This is a genomic window from Qipengyuania flavescens, assembly GCF_029688735.1.
Classification (GTDB): Bacteria; Pseudomonadota; Alphaproteobacteria; order Sphingomonadales; family Sphingomonadaceae; genus Qipengyuania.
The window spans coordinates 69,423-87,121 of the sequence record NZ_JARULD010000005.1 but is presented as its reverse complement, the minus strand read 5'-3'; the positions used below and the strand labels follow the sequence as shown (position 1 = coordinate 87,121).

The 17,699-nt window shown below is 64.2% G+C and carries 13 protein-coding genes; 4 read left to right on the top strand and 9 right to left on the bottom strand.

Going from position 1 to position 17,699, the window contains the following annotated elements:
* Positions 1-30: 30 nt before the first annotated feature.
* From P8R33_RS13140 to hemE, 9 genes are all read right to left on the bottom strand, one after another.
* Positions 31-4,188 carry a hypothetical protein gene (locus tag P8R33_RS13140; protein WP_278329418.1) on the bottom strand — a complete coding sequence of 1,386 codons (4,158 nt, stop codon included), beginning with the start codon at positions 4,186-4,188 and terminating at the stop codon, positions 31-33.
* A complete protein-coding gene (locus P8R33_RS13135; protein ID WP_278329417.1) occupies positions 4,185-4,955 on the bottom strand; it encodes a hypothetical protein in 771 nt (256 codons plus the stop codon). Before P8R33_RS13135 ends, P8R33_RS13140 begins: the two co-directional genes overlap by 4 nt.
* A complete protein-coding gene (locus P8R33_RS13130) occupies positions 4,952-5,716 on the bottom strand; it encodes a hypothetical protein (RefSeq protein ID WP_278329416.1) in 765 nt (254 codons plus the stop codon). Before P8R33_RS13130 ends, P8R33_RS13135 begins: the two co-directional genes overlap by 4 nt.
* Positions 5,713-8,256 carry a poly-gamma-glutamate biosynthesis protein PgsC/CapC gene (locus P8R33_RS13125; protein WP_278329415.1) on the bottom strand — a complete coding sequence of 848 codons (2,544 nt, stop codon included), beginning with the start codon at positions 8,254-8,256 and terminating at the stop codon, positions 5,713-5,715. Before P8R33_RS13125 ends, P8R33_RS13130 begins: the two co-directional genes overlap by 4 nt.
* Positions 8,253-8,639, bottom strand: a complete 387-nt coding sequence (locus P8R33_RS13120) for a response regulator (protein ID WP_278329414.1) — start codon at positions 8,637-8,639, stop codon at positions 8,253-8,255. The genes P8R33_RS13125 and P8R33_RS13120 overlap by 4 nt, the downstream gene beginning before the upstream one ends.
* Positions 8,636-11,197: an ATP-binding protein gene (locus tag P8R33_RS13115; protein WP_278329413.1), complete on the bottom strand. Its 2,562-nt coding sequence runs from the start codon at positions 11,195-11,197 to the stop codon at positions 8,636-8,638. Before P8R33_RS13115 ends, P8R33_RS13120 begins: the two co-directional genes overlap by 4 nt.
* 300 nt (positions 11,198-11,497) lie before the next feature.
* A complete protein-coding gene (gene rho, locus P8R33_RS13110) occupies positions 11,498-12,763 on the bottom strand; it encodes a transcription termination factor Rho (RefSeq protein ID WP_278329412.1) in 1,266 nt (421 codons plus the stop codon).
* A gap of 200 nt (positions 12,764-12,963) precedes the next feature.
* The gene (locus P8R33_RS13105; RefSeq protein WP_278329411.1) at positions 12,964-13,407 is read right to left on the bottom strand and encodes a CopD family protein; all 444 of its coding nucleotides are present in this window, start codon (positions 13,405-13,407) and stop codon (positions 12,964-12,966) included.
* Between the two features lie 33 nt (positions 13,408-13,440).
* Positions 13,441-14,466 carry a uroporphyrinogen decarboxylase gene (gene hemE / locus P8R33_RS13100; protein WP_278329410.1) on the bottom strand — a complete coding sequence of 342 codons (1,026 nt, stop codon included), beginning with the start codon at positions 14,464-14,466 and terminating at the stop codon, positions 13,441-13,443.
* Between the two features lie 285 nt (positions 14,467-14,751).
* Here hemE and P8R33_RS13095 point away from each other — a divergent pair, with 285 nt between their 5' ends.
* The 4 genes from P8R33_RS13095 to coaE are packed head-to-tail and all read left to right on the top strand — an operon-like array spanning position 14,752 to position 17,697.
* Positions 14,752-15,630 carry a pyruvate, water dikinase regulatory protein gene (locus P8R33_RS13095; RefSeq protein ID WP_278329409.1) on the top strand — a complete coding sequence of 293 codons (879 nt, stop codon included), beginning with the start codon at positions 14,752-14,754 and terminating at the stop codon, positions 15,628-15,630.
* On the top strand, positions 15,627-16,223 hold the full coding sequence (locus P8R33_RS13090; protein ID WP_278329408.1) for a Maf family protein: 597 nt from the start codon (positions 15,627-15,629) through the stop codon (positions 16,221-16,223). Before P8R33_RS13095 ends, P8R33_RS13090 begins: the two co-directional genes overlap by 4 nt.
* A complete protein-coding gene (locus P8R33_RS13085) occupies positions 16,220-17,095 on the top strand; it encodes a shikimate dehydrogenase family protein (RefSeq protein ID WP_278329407.1) in 876 nt (291 codons plus the stop codon). Before P8R33_RS13090 ends, P8R33_RS13085 begins: the two co-directional genes overlap by 4 nt.
* The gene (gene coaE / locus P8R33_RS13080) at positions 17,092-17,697 is read left to right on the top strand and encodes a dephospho-CoA kinase (RefSeq protein WP_278329406.1); all 606 of its coding nucleotides are present in this window, start codon (positions 17,092-17,094) and stop codon (positions 17,695-17,697) included. The genes P8R33_RS13085 and coaE overlap by 4 nt, the downstream gene beginning before the upstream one ends.
* Positions 17,698-17,699: the final 2 nt, after the last annotated feature.

Genomic DNA, 17,699 nt, shown 5'->3' with positions numbered 1-17,699 from the left:
CCCATCTTCGCACCATCCCTCGGATAAGCCTCAGGCCGCCCGGCGTTCGCGCCGCGCCTTGATCGACTTGGCGAGCCAGCCACCCTTCTGTCGTGACGTCAGCTCCTTCAGCTCTGCGGCAGCGCGCTGGTTTGAGATCTGCTCGGCAATCAGCGAGGCGTAAATGCGATCGGAAGCCTTACGCCGGCGCACCGCATCGCCTGCATCGATGAATGCCTCCACCGTCGTGACAAGGTTGGAACCGATCTTCGCCAGCTGGCCGCCGGACGCCCCCTCCCCGCCGCCGGTTTCGATCGACAGGCCGGACAGCTTCTCCATCTGCTCGTTCAGGCGCGTTTCGAGCACATCGCATTGCGCGGCAGAGAGCGCAGACTGCATGCCCTGCTCGCGCAATTCGGCCAGCACGGCGCGCAATTCCGCTTCGCTCAGGACCCCGAATTCGTGGAAGCTGGCGAGCATGCGATAGCCGCGCTCCACCGTAGCCGGGTCCTCTTCGCGCAGCTGCTGGCACGCTTTCGAGGCCGCTTCCCAGGCCTGCCAGCGATAGACCCAGTCGAGCCCAGTGCCCTTGATGTTCTGCATGCCCATGATGCGATTGAGCAGGCCCGGCGGCGTGTTCGCGGCGACCAGACGGACGATCGCCTCGCCCTTCATGTAATAGTCGCGCACCGGGACGAGCTTTGCGTGGAAGGCCTTGTGTAACAGAGCTCTCAGCGCCTGATCCTGCGCTGCCGGATCGCCGCCGCCCGCCACGGCCTGCTCGATATCGAGATATTCACGGTGGAGCGCGGCCATCGCTTCGTAGTGCGCGAGGATAGCGTCGGCGTGGTCTACGTTCGCCAGAGCTTCGCCCAGTTTGCCGTCCTTCGCAGCTGCAAGCGCGTCCTCCGGCACCAGCTTGTGCGCTTGTGGGGCAAGCATCGCCGTCAGCAGACCATCGAGTGCGCCCTGGCTAAGCGGGATGCGCTGATGGCGGGCCAGCGCACGCAAGTGCTCCAGCGGCTCGACATCCTTTGCAACGATGCTCAGCGACGCGGCATATTCCGCCCACTCCTCCTCGATGAAGCCGAGCAGCCCCTCGATATTGCTGCCGATCAGGAAGTGCCGGTCGGCTGCCACATCGCGCACCAGCATGCGCGCGAAGACCCGGCTGCGCGGCACGCGGTCGGCGCGGTTGTTGACCACGGTGGTCACGAAGATCTCCGGGTCTTTCTCGAGGTCGTGATCGGCAAAGCCCATGCGGGTCCAGTTGCCCATCGCGCCGAAGCGTTCGTTGGCCGACATGCCCATGACGAACTGCAGGCTGCGCCCGTCGATTTCCGCGCGCGGATAGGTCTTGAGCACGCCGAGGTCGGCGACGACGCGGTCGGACATTTCCTTGACGCAGAAATCGGGTTCCAGCCCCAGCTCGTCGCCCATGGCTGTCACCAGCGCGATGTTGAACGGGTGCTCTTCATAGGGAAACCGGTCGAGCAGATTCTTGTGAATCAACCCGGCCTCTTTCCACCCGACCGAGCGCATGCGCGTGCCCGCCTTGTCCGCTCCCTCGGCCAGGATCGGCAGCATTTCTTCTTCGGTCGTCAGCAGCGTCGAATTGTGCGGAATGAATTCGCACATGACCTCGGGAATATTGCGCCCGGCGGGGCCCTGTACGTCCTCGTGGTCGGGATAGGTATTGGTGATGGTGCCGATATCGTCGCGCATCCAGTCCTGCTGCAGCACGCGGACATAGGAGGGGTTGAGCCCCATGCATTCCCACAGGAACACGCGCGCCTTCAGCCCGCGCGAGGTCTTGAGCAGGTTGAACTGCTCCCAGATCGTTGCCTTGTCGTATGGGCGGAACAGGAACATCTCGGTCAGCTCGCCATAGGGGTTCCCGAGCAGGAACATCGCCTCGCAGCCGGTGGTCTTGGAGACAATCGAGGGGCCGAGCGCATTGATGAGGCCCGCCTTCAGCCGCTCCGTCCCGGATTTCCCGCGTGTCCCCCAGCCGCCGAGCACCAGAGACAGCCCGTCGCGCAGCCGCCGAGCCTGCCAGCCGAGCCATATGTGCCGTCCGAGAAACCATGCACTCGCCAGCACCACGAAGACACCAAGCTCGACGAGATTGTTGGCGAAGACGGTCGAAACATAGGCCGATGCGCGGTCCCAGAAGATCGGCAGCGCCGCAAAGATGCCGCCGGCGCTGTAGAGCTTGACGATGTGCGGGGTCGGCGCGCCCGCCGCGTCGTCATACGCCCGGAAGACCAGATCTAGGTCAAGTTCGCGGAGCCTGGCGATATAGGCCTCGGGATCGCGATTCCTCAGGCTCGCCAGCTCGGGAAAGCTACGAGTCACATTCCAGAATGCCTTCATCCGGGCGGAAATCCCGGCGGGCGCACTAATCTCGGTTTTCCCCGCGCTGGTGAAGATCTTGGTCGTGCCGCCGCGGTCGAGCGCGGACAGCACCTGGTCGACCAATGGGAGGTAATTGCGCCAGCCCCCCTCGCCGCTTTCAAACAGCGGTTCGCCAGGCACCTTGGTCGGGGCGAGTTCGGCCATGCGCGCGCTCGGAGCGATCAGACTGCCGTGATAGTGGCGACCCTTGGTGTGATGGAACGCCTGGCGCTTGTCGGTTGCACTGTGCCGGCCCTCGAACAGCATCCGCCAGGCACGGCGGCGGAAATACTCACCGCGCTGGATCGACGGCATCAGGCCCGATTTCAGCGCAAGGCCGAAATCGCGCTGCGCCAGCACTGCCATCACGCGGCCTACCTTGTCCTCATCCTCGGCCAGCCATTGGCGCAGCGCCGGGATCCTTCGCAACGCCCCTTCGCGCATCGGATGAACCGTTTCGGCGAGATTGCGGCCGATCTCGCGCGCCTCGGGATCGGTCCAGAACCAGATGCGCTCCCGTACCTCGTCGCTCCAGCGCCATAACTTCGGTGAGGGATTGCGATGCCGGAGCCCTTCGACCGCGCCCAGCAATTGTCCGACCAGTGCCGCCGGAGCATCGCCCGCGTTGCTTGCGGCATGCTGCGCGATGTCGGCGCAAGCCTCCAGCGCGATCCGCAGGACGAATTCGTCGTCGTCGCGCTTCAGGGTCGATGCGATCGCCCGCAAATAGAGGTTTGCGCTAAGCGCTGCGAGATTGGCGGCAGGCGCAGCGAAGAGCGCGGCACGAACCTGAGCGTCTTCGTCGCGCAGCAGCTCTTTGGCAGCCTGCGCGGCGCGGCCTGGATGCAGGACAGGGAGGCATTCGGCCACCACCTGTCGCACGGCGCCGTCGGGGTCGTTGCAGAGAATGTCGAAGGCTCTCTGCAAGCGGTTCGAAGTGTGGAGGAGGCCCGCGATCCGCCGAACGAGGTGGCGGCGAACGAAAACCTCGCCATCGCGCTGCGCAGGAGCTCTCGTATCGAGATCGACTGCCAGCCGCCGCTCGACGAGCGAATGCACGGTGTGCGGCGAAAGCGCGAACATGACGTCGAACGCCTCGCACTGGGTCCAGACATCTTCGGAAAGATCGAGACACGCCCGGCGCGTCGCACTGAGCACCGCATCGAGCCATAGGCCGCCGGTCCGCGGTGGCAGGTTCTCGGCAACGCGCCGCATGCAGGCATGGGCCGCCCGGCGGATGCGCGCATCGCCATGCCAGTTCCGCGTGGCGGGGAGGAGGACCTCGAAGATCTCGGTCATCGTCTCGCCTTCGGTCAGGGCAAGATCGTAACCGACCGCTTCACCGGCCACCCATCCCAACCGCTCCAGCGCGAAGGCCAGAACGCGCTCGCGCTCGCCGAGCCGCTTTGTAAAGCGTTCAACCACCGCATCGGCATCGAAAAAGTCCCGCGTTGCCTGTTCGTCGCGCCTGATCTGGCGACCGCGCGAACCGAGCGCCCGGGCGAAATCGAGGATCGCGGCCCGCTGCTCCGCCGTGTCGAGTGCGCTGGCAAAGCGCGACTGGAAGCGCTCTTCCGCCTTGGTCAGCCTAGCGATCTCGTCGCGCTGCAATAGGCAGAAATCGGCAAGGACCGTCGCGTGGCGAGCAGGCGGCAGGGCGTCGCCCCGCTCCCCGGCATAAGCGAGAATTTCCTCGCGCAAATCGGCATAGACCGGCAGCAACTTGTCTGCGAAGCCATGATCGAGGCGCTCGCCAAGAGGAATCCCGATCGACCGCGCTTGCGCAACATCGATGTTCGCGGCCGCATTCATGCCGCAGCTTCCTCGAGGCACGCGGCGAAGGTTTCGAGAAGCGTCTTGTCGCTCAGCATTGCCTCGCGCAGGTCGGCAGACAGTTCGATATGCGCAAAGCGTGCGCCGCCTGCATCGCGCAAGGCCTTCCCCTGGGCATTGTCCTCTGCCCCCAATTCGATCGTTTCGGTGGGGTACACCAGTACAGCGCGTGGGGCGAGAGCATGGCTCAGGCAATCCGCAAGATCGAGTGTATCGGCGTCGGGGGAAGGCGTTCCATTGCTCACGATGGCCGCGGCTTCTTCCGCTCGCGCGGTAGAGCGCCTCGCGCCGTCGAACCCATGCAGCTGGACGACGAGGCCACCCGGAAAACGGTCTGAAAACCCCAGCGCGAAATGCGTAAACAGATGCTCGCCTTCACGCGCGATATCGAGCGCTTCGCAACCGTCGCTGCCATCCCGTGCGACGGTGTTCCGCGCAGCAACCGCCGCCCGGCTGCGCGCGAAGATTTGCATCGCAAGCTCACCCGTGCCGCGATCGTGAAAGGCGTGGGGGGCGGTGACGCCAAGCGGGACTGCCGCACCCTTGCGGAGCCGATACTCGCCGCCGCTGCCGCATTGGCGCGTGTCGCGCAACACGATCGACCCGCCCTCTTCGCTCCGGGTCAGGCCGAACTGTGTCGCCTCGCGCTCCTGCAAAATTCCGTGCGCAAAATAATCGCGCGCATCCGCGTTGCTGCATCCGGCGGCCAAGAAGCCGAATGGCAAGAGGATGGCCCAGCGGATCACGATGCGGCTTCTTCGCCCGCTCTGTCGGCTTCGTAGATCACGAGGGCGTCGTAATCGCGCCCCTCGATACCGACGGGACCGACAGGGCGCCAGAGATTGCCGGCAAGATTAGCGATTTCGGACTCGGACAACATTTCGGGCGGGAATGGACTGAAGGCGGTCAGGGCCGCACGCTCCTCACTGCTCCGACGCAGGAAGACGGCGCGCCCGTCACCGGCAGAAACGGGGCGCTGCTCGTAAAGCCGCGCATCGACGCCCGCGACCATGTTCTCGGCAGCCTCCAGCGTCACTTCCACCCGCGTGAAAGGTTGATCGTCCTGGATAACGAGCTGATCCTGGCCCCAGATCTCCTGTCCGCCGGCGCGGTAGAACCGACGCGCGCGGCCGTCGGGTAGATATCCATCGTCGCGGCCCGAGAGAAGTGTCCGCTGATACTCCGCAATTTCTGCGCCCTGCGCATCGAACAGGGCAACGCGCAATGTGTAATACGCGCCTTCCGATGCTCTCGAGGGTTCTACCACCGCCGCATGCGCGAGAAGCTTCACCTCGTCGGCGGGCTGCGACAAGACGAAGGTCATCGGCCTGTCCTGCTGCAACCGGTAGGCGAGAGTCCGGCCTGAAATGCGCAGGTCCATCTGGGTCGAATCCTGCGCTGCAACGAGATAGCGCGCCAGCGGTACCGCCCAGGCCCATCCGCCATAGGCGGCAAGCGCCGCGAGGATCGCGAACACGATGCTACGGCCGACGAAGGTCAGGCTCATTGCGCGACGCCTCCGTAGTTGACCACCCATCCGATCGCGGAGCGGCGTCCGCTCGTAGCATTAAAGTAGCGCTCCGCCTGCGCCGGGCGGGCCTCATATCCCGCGAAGGCCGGGCTTCCATCCGACAACTCGGTGCGAATTCCGGCCCCGCGCAGTGCCGATGCAAGGTTTCCGAGTTCGGGGTACGCTGGCCCCAGTACGTCCTGCACAAGCAGGACTTCGGGCCGTCCTTCGGGAAAGGCAGAGCCCTTCGGTCGCTGGCGCAGGTGGAAGGAAAAGGCTTCCTCTTGCCCCTCCTGCTGTCGAACGATTTCCTGCCAGAGCACCGTCATAGCCGAGCGCGGCGAGCGGGAAAAACCATCGGGCTGCGCTGCGACCAGCAAAACATCGCTTGCCCAGTTGCGATGCACAGCGATACCGAGCCGGGCGGCCTTGCCATAGTCTTCCTCGCGCCAGGTAAGCACGCTCTTGGCGAGGGGCGCACCTTCGGCGAGGAAGATCTGGCCCTCGTCCCGCCGCGCCGAAAAGAGTGTCCAGTGATAACGCCCTCCGAGCGTGCATCGCGCAACGCCGAAGCCTGCGATCGTGGCAGAGGCGCGTGCGTGGGTTGCAGCTTCTCCTTCACGTACAGAAGCGACGAAGGGCTCGGCAACTTCGTAGCGCATGAACGCGAGGCGCTCGACTTTCCGCCATTTCCGATCCGCGTTGTCATTGGCCACGAGGCGACAGGCAGCATCGTCGCGCAGGCGTGGCGCACGCATCCTGGTGAGTTCTTCGAGCGCCGCATTGCTGAGTGATAGGATCGCACGATCCCGCCCCCCATCGCTCGCACCGATATCGATGCCGGCACGTACATCAGGTACTGCGGATTCAAGGCTTGGCAGGTCCAGGACACCGGCCGATGCATTGGCATAGGCGACCTCGGAATTTTGGCCCATCCCGGATTGCAATTCGAGCAGGACGGTGTCGCTGGAAGCGGCGAATACATCTGCCACACTCGCTTCCGCGATGTTTCCGGCGCCCTCGGGAGTTGAAATGACGAGCCACCGTGCATCGAGTTGCTGGCGAAGTGCCAGACCGGCTACGCCCAGCCCGGGCTTGCTTGCCGGATCCCGCAGAACGATAGCCACATCGCGCGTTGCCGACGGGTCGAACAGCAGCATTTCGTGACCGGCGTCATCGGCCCGGACTATCGCCAGACGACCATCGCCCACCGCCATCAACCGCCAGCCCTCTGCCTGCATGTCGAAATCGGGAGAGGACGCGGGCACACCTCGCTGCAAGCCATAGACAAGCTCCGCCAGATTTTCACGCGCACCGTCCGACAATGGCGCCGCCTTGCCCGAGACCCTGCGGATATGCGCGTCGCCGATTGCGTCCACGACAAGCATCTCGATGCGCTCTTCGCTGCGAGACACCACGTCCACTTCGGCCATCTGCTCGCCGCCTGGGACGCGCGAGACCGCCGCCGAGAGGGCGAAACCGACGATATTGCCGAAGACGGCGCCCATGAAGCTCACCTGCAGGGTCGAACGGGCGAGACGCGGGAAGATGTTCTTGTCGTGTGCCTTGATCGCAATGAGCGTGGAGAGGAGGTAACCGAAGCCGTAAAAGTCGGTCGTCTTCACATCGTAGCCCTGCCAGACGATGAACCAGCCCAGAGCCATCTTCCAGGCGAAGCTGATGTTGAAGAACAGCAGCAGTTTGCGCCCGCCCTCGATCGTCGCATTGGCCAGGCTCGGCAGCTTCAGGACCAGCCGCGCAATCACGTAGATCACGATCGCTTCGAGAAAAGAGGTGACGATCTTGGTCGGCTGATACCATTGCAGTGCAATCAACGCCGGAATCAGGATGCCCGAGAAATCCCAGCCGTAGCGCACGTTCATATGGCTCGCGATCAGCGCCGTCAGGGTCAGGATGATATAGGCCTTCGGGCTAGCCAGGATCGAGCTGGCAAGCCCTTCGTACATATAGGTCACCGCGCTCATGCGGAAATTGGTAAACTCCATCAGGCCGTAGCGGACCACCAGATAGGTGATTCCCATCGTCACCACGGCAGCGCCCAGCCCGCGCACCAGTCCCGGCTTCCAGAACTGGTTCGCCAGCAGCGAGATGATGACGAGGCCGAAGCTCTGGAGATTGTCGCGCCAGTCGAAGCGGCGGTCGAAATTGGTTTCCAGCCACCCGGCGAATTCGGGCAGGACATAGCCGTCCATCACGAGGCGCACGGCGATGCTGGCGAGGATGAGCCCCATGAACCGGTCGCGCCCGAACAGGCTGGGATAACGACCGCGGCTCAGCTTTTCGGAGAACAGCCACACGAGCGCGTAGGCTAGAACCGCCTCCAAAATGATGACGAAGCCAGCCACCGGCTTCACGATCAGCAATGGCACAATATAACCCGGCACGACCAGGCCGGAGAGGACCCAGCCGTAGCGCAGGTTGAAAAAGCACAGCACGAACACCCCGACCCACACGGTCGTGATGATCGAGCTGACGAGGCCGCCCTCGGGGAATATGGCGAGCGGGAAGAGGCTCATCCGGCGTTCGCGGCCCCTCTTTCAAGCGCCTCTGCGATATTCTCCACGAGCCATCTGGGCTCGACCGGCTTGCGCGCGATCGCGACGACGCCGAGCGCACGGAATTCGTCCGACACGGTGTTGCCCGCAGTGGACGAGATGACGATTACCGGAGGACGCGCCTCGCCCTGTTCGTTCAGCACGCGCAGGAAGCGCACTCCGTCCATTTTGGGCATCACGAGATCGAGCACGACCAGATCGATCCCACCCTCGGCCAGCCGCGCCAGAGCGGCTTCGCCATCGGGTGCGGTCGATACCTCGTAACCCTCGACTTCCAGCGTGATCTGCAGGAGACTGGCGAGGATCTCGTCATCGTCGACGATAAGGATATGCGGCAGGATCATCCGATGCGCCTCAGTTTTACGTTGAATCCGAACCCATTGGCCTCGCGCCCCCAGTAGGAGACGCTGCCGCCCCATTTGGCGGTGCGGGCGATGCCGCGATTGATCTGCCGGTACTCGCCGACCGACTGGTCTTCGCCCTTCGTAAGCAGATAGACGAGCCGGCCGAAGCCGATCCCGAAACCGCCGGAGATATGGACCTGCGTTTCGGTATTCTTCTCTTCGAGCCGGACAGTGACCGTCTCGCCTTGCGGGGTATCGGCCACCACGACGCGCAGCATGGCTTCCAGCATGTCGCCAAGCGCCCGCGGTTCGGCGATGGTGAACCCGCTCATCGCCGGCAGCTGGATATCAATCCCGACTTCCAGCTCTTCGGCCATCTCGGCGGTTTTCTCGAGCGTCTGGAGGACCAGCGCGCGCGCATCGACAGGGTAACAGGCCTCGACCAGCTCCTCGTTTGCACCACGTACCAGCTCGGCGACCTCGTCAAGCCGCCCGGTCGCGCGGCGCGCCGCCTCGCCGATCCGCCCCACGATCGGGCCGATCTTGTCGGCGCCGACCCGCGGATCCCGCGCAAGGTCGGCGGCAAGCAGGATCGCCTCGAGATCGTTGCGAAGCTGCAGGTCGATGAACAGGCCCACCGACTGGCGCAGGTCCGCAGCGGCGTGCAATTCAGTGATGTCGACCGCTTCGATCACGATCAGCCGGTCCGTGCTCCGCGCCATGCTGTCGGGGGCCGCTACCCGCAGGATGCGTTCGACCGGACCGAACTGCCGCATCGGCAGGCGCATCTCTCCGCCGCGGAACACCAGCTCCTGCAGCAGAGCCTCCACCCGGACGACATCGAGCCGGGTCAGTGCGACGATCGCGTCGACCAGCGGCGTCTCGTTCACGGCGATCTCGGCTTCGCGGTAGAGGTCTTCCATCGCGCGGTTCGCATGAAGCGGCGATCCGATGAGGTGGAAAATCATCACCGCGGTATCGATCGTATCGAAACCGCGGCGGACCTGGTCGGATTCGCGAGCGACAAGCGAGACCGCGCTGGCGACCTTCTCGTCGATCGGGAGGTAGCGTTCCTCCTGTCGCTCGCGTGCATTGAGATCTCCGCGCCAGCGAAACAGCTCGCGGAAGGAAGCGGCGGCTGCGCGCACCAATTGTCCGCGTTTGCCACTGCGCCCGCCAGGGGGAACAGCGTAGAGCCAGAAGAGATTGCGTTCGGCCCCGCCGATCCAGGTCAGCCGCGCCTCGCCGCCCCAGCCAGGCACCAGAGCGGCGGCATCGAAGCCGACTTGCCGTCCACGCATTTTCGCGAGTTCTTTCGATAGCTCGGCATGATCCATTGCGATATCGTCGAGCTTGGCGTCGATAGCGCTCACGAGCTGAAGTTCGCCGGTGCGGGTGAGTTCTAGCAGCAGGCTTTTCTCGACCCCCGCGATGCGCGCCGTCGGATCGACGAATTGCGGCAGCCTTGCTCCTTCGCGCAGGGCCGAGCGATGCACCGAATGCTGGACCGCGCGCGCGGCAACTCGTTCCAGCCGGTTATCCTGGCGGCGCTCGCGAATGAGAATGCGCTGGATGGCAATGATCCAAGGGGCCAGCAGCAGCGCCGTCATCGGCAGCAGGCGCCCGGCGAATTCGAGCGCGAGCCAACCGCCGGCGGCGATCAGCACGCTGGCAATGAACGAAACGCGCAGGATGAGCTGCTTTGGATCGCTTCGGCGATAGGTGATTGCCAATGCCAACCCGACAGCGAGCAGCAAGATCCAGCTGTTCCAAGCGGCTGCACGGACGACCTGCCGACCGGTCCGCAAATCATGGACTGCATGGGCGCGGAAGATCGCTTCGGACATGGTCCGCATGTCGGGATCGCGTGGCGTAGCAAGCGAAGGCTCGAGCGCGGACGATGGTGCGACCAGGGCTACGGTTCCGGCAAGGTCGGCAGCCGAAAAATCGCCTGAGACCAATTGGCTCGCCGGAATGACGGGGATCGACTGCGCCCGCGGCATGCGAACCAGGAACTCGCCCTCGCTTGGCTCGACACCGGCCAGCGCGACTTCGAAGGATGGCATGACAGTTTCACCACCCGACAGGCCGCGAAACTGGCTACGCTGGATTCCATATTCGGAGGGTGCAAGATTGGAAGCCGCTCGAACTGCGCCAAGCTCGGGGCCATCGGGTGTGGAATCGAACCGCCAGCGTCCGCTGAGGGGCACTCTGTCGGCGCTTCGGCCCACTATCACCGGCACGCTCGCTCCCGGCCCCGGCGTGTCGCGGGCGCCGAGGTAGCCGATCCGCTCGATACCCGAACCGGCCAGGACGCGGTCGATAGCATCGAAGCGGTCGGCTCCCATTGCGACGAAGCGCGGATCGCGTGCCACCACGACCACCGTGGGGGCCGTGGCACTCCCAACGACGGCGAACCGATCGAAAATCCGCCCGTCGATGTCGCGAAAGACCTGCGCCTGGTGGAGGATGCCGAGCAGGATCACGGTCGTCATCGGCAGGAGCACGCTGGCAAACCGCTCGCGCGTAAGCACCCGCGCACCGCGCGAGGCAGTCATCGTGTGAGGGAGTGCAAGAGAGCCGAGCGACGCCACGTCAGATGCGATACGCGGCGCGACCGAAGGCTTTCGGGAACACGCGCAGGCTGGCGCGAAAACCGATCATGCTGTCCCCCGTGAAAAACCAACTGGGCAGACCGCCTGCCCGGCGATGCCGGGTCGTCACCCGCCACTAGGCTTTCCTAGGGGAAACAGGGTTAATTTTGTGTTAGAGCAGTTCGCCTGCCGCTATCGCGAAGCTGGCAGCGGAATCGGCATTAGGGAGGGCATGCCCGATGGCCCGCCCTCCGTGGTGCAAACCTACTGGTTCATATTCGCGAAGAAGTCTTCGTTGGTCTTGGAATCCTTCATCTTGTCGAGCAGGAATTCCATCGCGTCGACCGTGCCCATCTGCATGAGGATCCGGCGCAGGACCCACATCTTCGACAGCTGGCCCTGGTCGACCAGCAGCTCTTCCTTGCGGGTGCCGGACTTGCCGACGTCGAGCGCCGGGAAGATGCGCTTGTCGGCGACCTTGCGGTCGAGCACGATTTCGCTGTTACCCGTGCCTTTGAACTCTTCGAAGATGACCTCGTCCATGCGGCTGCCGGTATCGATCAGCGCAGTGGCGATGATGGAGAGCGATCCGCCCTCCTCGATATTGCGCGCCGCACCGAAGAAGCGCTTGGGGCGCTGGAGCGCATTGGCATCGACACCGCCGGTCAGCACCTTGCCCGAGCTCGGCACGACAGTGTTGTAGGCGCGGCCCAGACGGGTGATCGAGTCGAGCAGGATCACCACATCCTTTTTGTGCTCGACGAGGCGCTTGGCCTTCTCGATCACCATTTCCGCCACCTGGACGTGCCGATTGGCCGGCTCGTCGAAGGTCGAGGAGATAACCTCGCCATTGACCGAACGTTGCATGTCGGTGACTTCCTCGGGCCGCTCGTCGACCAGCAGGACCAGCAGGAAGACCTCCGGATGGTTGTCGGTAATCGCCTTGGCGATGTTCTGCAGCAGCACCGTCTTACCCGTGCGCGGCGGGGCGACGATCAGGGCGCGCTGCCCCTTACCCTGCGGCGAGATGATGTCGATCACCCGCGCCGACTTGTCCTTCACCGTCGGATCGAGCGTGTCGAGCGTCAGCTTCTCTTCGGGATAGAGCGGCGTGAGATTGTCGAAATTGGTGCGCGTGCGGACCTGATCCGGATCCTCGTAATTGACCGTCGTCAGCCCGGTCAGCGCGAAATAGCGCTCGCCTTCCTGCGGGGCGCGAATCTGGCCCTCGACCGTGTCGCCGGTGCGCAGGCCCCATTTGCGGATCTGGTTGGGCGAGACGTAGATATCGTCGGGACCGGCCAGGTAATTCGCCTCCGGGCTTCGCAGGAAGCCGAAGCCGTCCTGCAGCACCTCGATGGTGCCGATCCCCATGATCTCCTCGTCATATTCCTCGTCGTCAGCGAGTTCGCGCAGGATGCAGAACATCAGGTCCTGGCGGCGCATCGTACCGGCCGCTTCGACGCCCAGTTCCTCGGCCATCGCGACCAGGTCCGCCGGGGCTTTTGCTTTCAAATCCTTGAGATGCATGATGTTTACTCGGTATTTGGCTAGGGATGGCCGGCAGGTCGGTATGTCCGTGCGGTTGGCATGGGACTGGGCTTGGAGAAAGCGGACCCGGCCCTGTCTGATGCAGGGCCTTCAGCCGGATTGATGCGCATTCAAATACGGGGACTGCGCCAAGCCGTCAATTCGGAATCAGGCCCTGTCAGGATCGGGCCATACGGCGCTCAGAACGGTTTGACGACCACCAGCACGACGATCAGCGCCAGCGCGATGCCGGGGAATTCACCCCAGAGGCGCAGCTGCTTTTCGGTCAGGGGACGCGCGCCCGCGGTCATCTTTTTCGCCTGCGCCACCATGTAGCCGTGAAAGCCGGTAAGCGCGATCACGATCAGCAGCTTCGCATGAAACCACCCCTGGTCCCAGGCGCCGATGGTCATCGCCAGCAGCAGGCCGAGCACCCACACGACGATCAGGCTGGGTGTCAGGATGACCTTGCGCAGCAGCCCCATCCGTTTCGTCCAGACCGCGGTCTCGTCCGAATCTGCAGCGGCCGGGTACAGATAGATCATCTGGCGCGGCAGCATGAACAGCCCGGCCATCCAGAACACCATGAAGATGATATGGCCGGCCTTGAGCCAGAGATAGGTCATCGCGAGAACGTCCTGCATCGCCGGTGCATGTAAGCGCTGCTCACGCGCGCGTCACCCCTCGAAACCGCGGACCGCTGCAATCAGCCGCTCGACATGTCCGATCGGCGTGCGCCGGTCGATCCCGTGCCCGAGGTTGAAGACATGCGGCCGGTCGGCGAATGCATCGAGGATCGTGCGAATACGCGCCTCGAGAGCATCGGAACCCGCCAGCAGCAGCAACGGATCAAGATTGCCCTGCACCGCCATGCCGGCGGGCAATTCCCGCGCGACCCATGCAGGATCGAGCGTCTCGTCCACCCCGACGGCCTTTACGCCGGTTTCGCGCGCATAGGCCGGAAGCTTCTCGCCGGCGCCCTTCGGAAAACCGATCACCGGGGTGTCCGGATGGCTTTCGCCCAACGCCGCCACGATGGCCGCATTGGGCGCGATCACCCAGCGCTCGAACTCGTCCGGTGCGAGGCTGCCCGACCAGCTGTCGAACAATTGTACCGCTTCCGCACCGGCATCGATCTGACCGCGCAGATATTCGATCGTCTGATCGGAAATTGCATCCACGATTCCCTGGAGCGCCGCCGGATCGCGATAGGCCATGGCCCGCGCCTCGTGCTGGTCGCGGCTCCCTTCGCCAGCAACCATATAAGTCGCGACCGTCCATGGGCTGCCCGCAAAGCCAAGCATGGTCGTTTCCGGGCCGAGCCGCTGGCGGCACAGGCGAACCGTTTCGTATATCGGTTCGTAGCGCGAGGGATCAGGCTCGAGGCTTTCGAGTGCCGCATCGACGAGGGGCGGCGAGAGCTTCGGCCCTTCGCCCGCCAGAAATTCGAGATGCTGACCCAGCGCATGCGGCACGATGAGGATGTCCGAGAACAGGATCGCTCCGTCGAAGCCGAAGCGCTCGATCGGCTGGAGGGTGATCTCGCACGCCGCCTCGCTATCGTAGGCCATCGCGAGAAAGCCGCCTTTCTCCGCCCGCAACGCGCGGTATTCGGGCAGGTAGCGGCCGGCCTGGCGCATGAGCCAGAGCGGCACGCGGCTCCCGCGTTTTCCGTTCAGCGTATCGAGGAGGAGACCGGGCATCGGAGAGTCCAATCCAATAATAATAGTATTATTTATAAGAGTTGATGGAGTCTGTTGGCCCTGTGGATTTCAGGGATAAGCCGCCCCTGCCCGATTTCTCCCGCCGTGCAAAGGGTGTGTCCCGGATCGCGACTCGGCTGCAGGGTTGAGTCGAGTCAAACTTATCCTCGCTGTTCCACCCCTTGCGCAAAACTTGCGTTTGGTGTGCGGGAATCGGCTCGCGAAGGACTCGGATCGGGCACACAATCTGCTCCCGAACTTGTCGGCAGCTTTCTCCCGTGGTTTATGCCGGTGCTTCTCCACAGGCAGGCAGGCCCCCAAATTCCCGACCGCATCCATCTTCATCTGCTGTCCGATTCCACCGGCGAAACGCTCGAAATGCTGGCCAAGGCCGCGCTCGCGCAATTCGAGGATGCCGATGTCATGCGCCACTTCTGGCCGATGGTCAGGAGCAAGCAGCATCTCGAGCGGATCGTGCCCGAACTCAAGGCCAATCCCGGGCTTGTCCTCTTCACGCTCGTCAATCCGGACACGCGCGCCCGGCTGGAAGAGGTCTGTGCGCAGCAGGGCCTGCCCGCCGTGCCGATCCTCGACCATGTGACGGCGGCGCTGGAGAAAGCGCTCGGCCAGGAAGCGCATGGCCGCCCGGGCCGCCAGCACACGATGGACAAGGCCTATTTCGAGCGGGTGGAGGCGATCCAGTTCACCATCGCGCATGACGACGGGGTCGGCTGGGAAAACTGGGAAGAGGCCGACATCGTCCTCGCCGGCGTGTCGCGCAGCTCGAAGACGCCGACCAGCATCTATCTCGCCAATCGCGGTTACAAGGTGGCCAATATCCCGCTGGTCGTGGAAAGCCCGCCGCCGCCGGCGCTCTATTCACTTAAAAATCCCATGGTGATCGGCCTCACGACGGCGCCGGAGCGGCTGGTGCAGATCCGCCGCAACCGGCTGCTCAGCCTCAATGAGCAGGCGCAGACCGACTATGCCGATCAGGAGAAGGTGAAGAGCGAAGTGGCGTTCGCCCGGCGAATGTTCGCCGACAACGGCTGGGCCGTGATCGACGTGACGCGCCGGTCGATCGAGGAAACCGCTGCTGCGGTGATCCGCCTGTATAACGAGCGCGAAATGCGCGGCACATCGCAAGGGGCGAAACCGATATGAGCGGAATTTCGGGAAGCGGAATCGTGCTTGCTTCGAACAGCGCCTCGCGCAAGGCGATGCTCGAGGCGGCGGGCGTGGCGTTTACCGCGCAGGCGGCCGATATCGACGAGCGAGCGCTCGAAGCCGAGATGGAGGGTGCAGAGCCTGCCGAAGTGGCCCAGGCGCTGGCTGCCGCGAAGGCTGCGGCCGTCACGGCGGATGGCTTCGTGCTCGGGTCGGACTCGCTGGTCGAGGTCGATGGCCGACGCTTCGACAAGCCGCAATCGCGCGAGCAGGCGGCCGAGCATCTGCGCTTTTTCTCCGGCAAGGTGATGACGCTGCACAGCGCGGCGGCATTGGCTCGGGACGGGCAGATCGTCTGGGTCGGCTCCGACTTCGCACGGCTGCGCGTGCGAGAACTAAGCGAGGATTTTATCGAAGCCTATCTCAATGCGGAATGGCCTGCGGTGTCCTGTTGCGTCGGCGTGTTCCGCATAGAGGGGCCGGGCGTGCAGCTGTTCGAGACCATCATGGGCGACCAGTTCACCGTGCTCGGCATGCCGCTGCTGCAGCTGCTGGACGCGCTGCGCGACGAAGGCATGTTGCCCGGATGACCCCGGTTCGTCGTCCGGGACAGGCCTACGCCGAAGTCATCGGCGATCCCATCGCCCAGTCGAAATCGCCCGCAATCCAAGGGTTCTGGATCGAGAAGCTCGGGCTCGATGCGGGGTATCGTGCGCATCATGTGACCACAGGCGATCTGAAAAGCTATTTCGAAGAGCGCCGTGAGGACGCGGATTGGCGCGGCTGCAATGTTACCATGCCGCACAAACAGACGATCATGCCGTTGCTCGACCGGATCGAGCCACTCGCCAAGCGGGTCGGCGCGGTGAACACGGTGGTCAAAGCTCGCGATGGCGCTCTTGTCGGGCGCAATACCGATGTCGCGGGGTTTCTCGAACCCTTGCTCGGCCAGCTTCGCGATACGCACTATTTCCGCATGGCCCGCATTCTCGGAACTGGGGGTGCGGCGCGCGCCATTGTCGCCGGACTAGCGGGTGAAGGCTTCACCCTCGTTCTCACCGGACGAAATCCCGACAAGGCCCGCGCGCTACTTGACGAGCTCGATCCTGGCGGTGAGCATCATGTCGCCCCGCTCGATCATTTCGCCACGCCGACCGACTTCGCCTTCGACGACCGCGAGGGGTGCTGCGATCTCGTCATCAATGCATCGCCGCTCGGAATGCGTGGCCAACCGCCGCTCGCTTTCGACTGGAGCCACGCACCGCCCGGCTCGATCGCCTACGACATTGTCACCGATCCTGTGGAGACCGAATTCCTCGCCAATGCGCGCGCGGCCGGATTCGCAACCGTCGACGGACTCGCCATGCTGATCGGGCAGGCAGCCGCCGCCTTCAATCACTTTTTCGGCGTCGAGCCGCCGCGACAATACGACGCGGAATTACGCGAAAGGCTGCTCGCGTGACGCGGCCGCTGATCGTCGGTCTCACCGGGTCCATCGGCATGGGTAAATCGACCGTGGCCGCCATGTTCCAGGCAGCCGGCGTCCCTGTGTTCGATGCCGACGCCGAAGTGCGTGCCATGCAGGGTCCGAGCGGCGAATTGTCACCGGAGATCGAGGCAGCGTTTCCCGGCAGTACCGGGGCGGACGGCGTCCTGCGCGATGCGCTCGGCGCGAAAGTGTTCGGCGACAAGCAAGCTCTCGCCCGGCTCGAAAGCATCGTGCACCCCGCCGTGGCCCGCAAACGCGAGGCATTCCTGATCGAGCATTCGGGTGCGCGGGTCGTGGTGTTCGACATTCCGCTCCTGTTCGAGAAAGGCGGCGCCGAGGCGGTCGATCGCGTGGTCGTGGTCTCCGCCCCTGCCGAAGCCCAGCGCAAGCGCGTCCTTGCACGGCCCGGGATGACCGAGGAAAAGTTCGCGCATATCCTCTCTCTCCAGGTGCCGGATGCCGAGAAGCGCGAGCGGGCCGATCATGTGATCGACACCGGCACCTCGCTCGAACGAACCGAAGAGACCGTCATCGCCCTTGTCGCTAGATTGCGGGAAGCCGCTGCCGCGCGCTGACC

Excerpts from the sequence above, each read along its gene's own strand:
- P8R33_RS13140 (WP_278329418.1), bottom strand. The coding sequence starts at position 4,188 with ATGAATGCGGCCGCGAACATCGATGTTGCGCAAGCGCGGTCGATCGGG.
- P8R33_RS13130 (WP_278329416.1), bottom strand. The coding sequence starts at position 5,716 with ATGAGCCTGACCTTCGTCGGCCGTAGCATCGTGTTCGCGATCCTCGCG.
- P8R33_RS13125 (WP_278329415.1), bottom strand. The coding sequence starts at position 8,256 with ATGAGCCTCTTCCCGCTCGCCATATTCCCCGAGGGCGGCCTCGTCAGC.
- P8R33_RS13120 (WP_278329414.1), bottom strand. The coding sequence starts at position 8,639 with ATGATCCTGCCGCATATCCTTATCGTCGACGATGACGAGATCCTCGCC.
- P8R33_RS13115 (WP_278329413.1), bottom strand. The coding sequence starts at position 11,197 with ATGACTGCCTCGCGCGGTGCGCGGGTGCTTACGCGCGAGCGGTTTGCC.
- rho (WP_278329412.1), bottom strand. The coding sequence starts at position 12,763 with ATGCATCTCAAGGATTTGAAAGCAAAAGCCCCGGCGGACCTGGTCGCG.
- P8R33_RS13105 (WP_278329411.1), bottom strand. The coding sequence starts at position 13,407 with ATGCAGGACGTTCTCGCGATGACCTATCTCTGGCTCAAGGCCGGCCAT.
- hemE (WP_278329410.1), bottom strand. The coding sequence starts at position 14,466 with ATGCCCGGTCTCCTCCTCGATACGCTGAACGGAAAACGCGGGAGCCGC.
- P8R33_RS13095 (WP_278329409.1), top strand. The coding sequence starts at position 14,752 with ATGCCGGTGCTTCTCCACAGGCAGGCAGGCCCCCAAATTCCCGACCGC.
- P8R33_RS13090 (WP_278329408.1), top strand. The coding sequence starts at position 15,627 with ATGAGCGGAATTTCGGGAAGCGGAATCGTGCTTGCTTCGAACAGCGCC.
- P8R33_RS13085 (WP_278329407.1), top strand. The coding sequence starts at position 16,220 with ATGACCCCGGTTCGTCGTCCGGGACAGGCCTACGCCGAAGTCATCGGC.